An 836-nucleotide genomic window follows, 5' to 3' on the forward strand; every position below is an offset into this window, starting at 1 on the left:
TTCCCCATTCGGACATCCCCGGATCAAAGCTTGCTTACAGCTCCCCGAGGCAGTATCGTTGTTCGCCACGTCCTTCTTCGGCTCCTAGCGCCTAGGCATCCTCCGTGTGCTCTTAGTAGCTTAACCAATATGCTTGGTTTTGCGCTTCCCTCTCCGTTGTTCGTCGCTTACTGACTTGCTTACGCAAGCAATCGCGCACTACCAAAAGTTCGGTCATCCCAAAACCTGCGCACTAGCCACTTTTAATTCAAACTTGTTGACACAAGTTCAGCTAAAAGGAATGTTTCTAAAACGCAAATTCTTCGTTTCGTTATCCAGTTTTCAAGGATCAAGTTGAGAGTTGAACTCTCAAAACTGACCAACGAGTGAGTAAGTTTGCTAACCTCAGGTTAGCTATTTGAATGCTTCCGTTGCAGGAAGCGATTCTCCATAGAAAGGAGGTGATCCAGCCGCACCTTCCGATACGGCTACCTTGTTACGACTTCACCCCAATCATCTACCCCACCTTCGGCGGCTGGCTCCTTACGGTTACCTCACCGACTTCGGGTGTTGTAAACTCTCGTGGTGTGACGGGCGGTGTGTACAAGACCCGGGAACGTATTCACCGCGGCATGCTGATCCGCGATTACTAGCAATTCCGACTTCATGCAGGCGAGTTGCAGCCTGCAATCCGAACTGAGACCGGCTTTTCTAGGATTCGCTCCATCTCGCGACTTCGCTTCCCGTTGTACCGGCCATTGTAGTACGTGTGTAGCCCAGGTCATAAGGGGCATGATGATTTGACGTCATCCCCACCTTCCTCCGGTTTGTCACCGGCAGTCACTCTAGAGTGCCCA

2 rRNA genes are annotated in these 836 nt (G+C 51.1%); both read right to left on the minus strand.

The features are described from left to right. Positions 1 to 126, minus strand: a 23S ribosomal RNA gene (locus V3851_RS26895); the annotation flags it as partial. 307 nt (positions 127 to 433) lie between these two features. After that, positions 434 to 836 (minus strand): 16S ribosomal RNA (locus V3851_RS26900); the annotation flags it as partial.

The organism is Paenibacillus haidiansis, assembly GCF_036553665.1.
In the GTDB taxonomy this organism is placed as follows: Bacteria; Bacillota; Bacilli; order Paenibacillales; family Paenibacillaceae; genus Fontibacillus; species Fontibacillus haidiansis.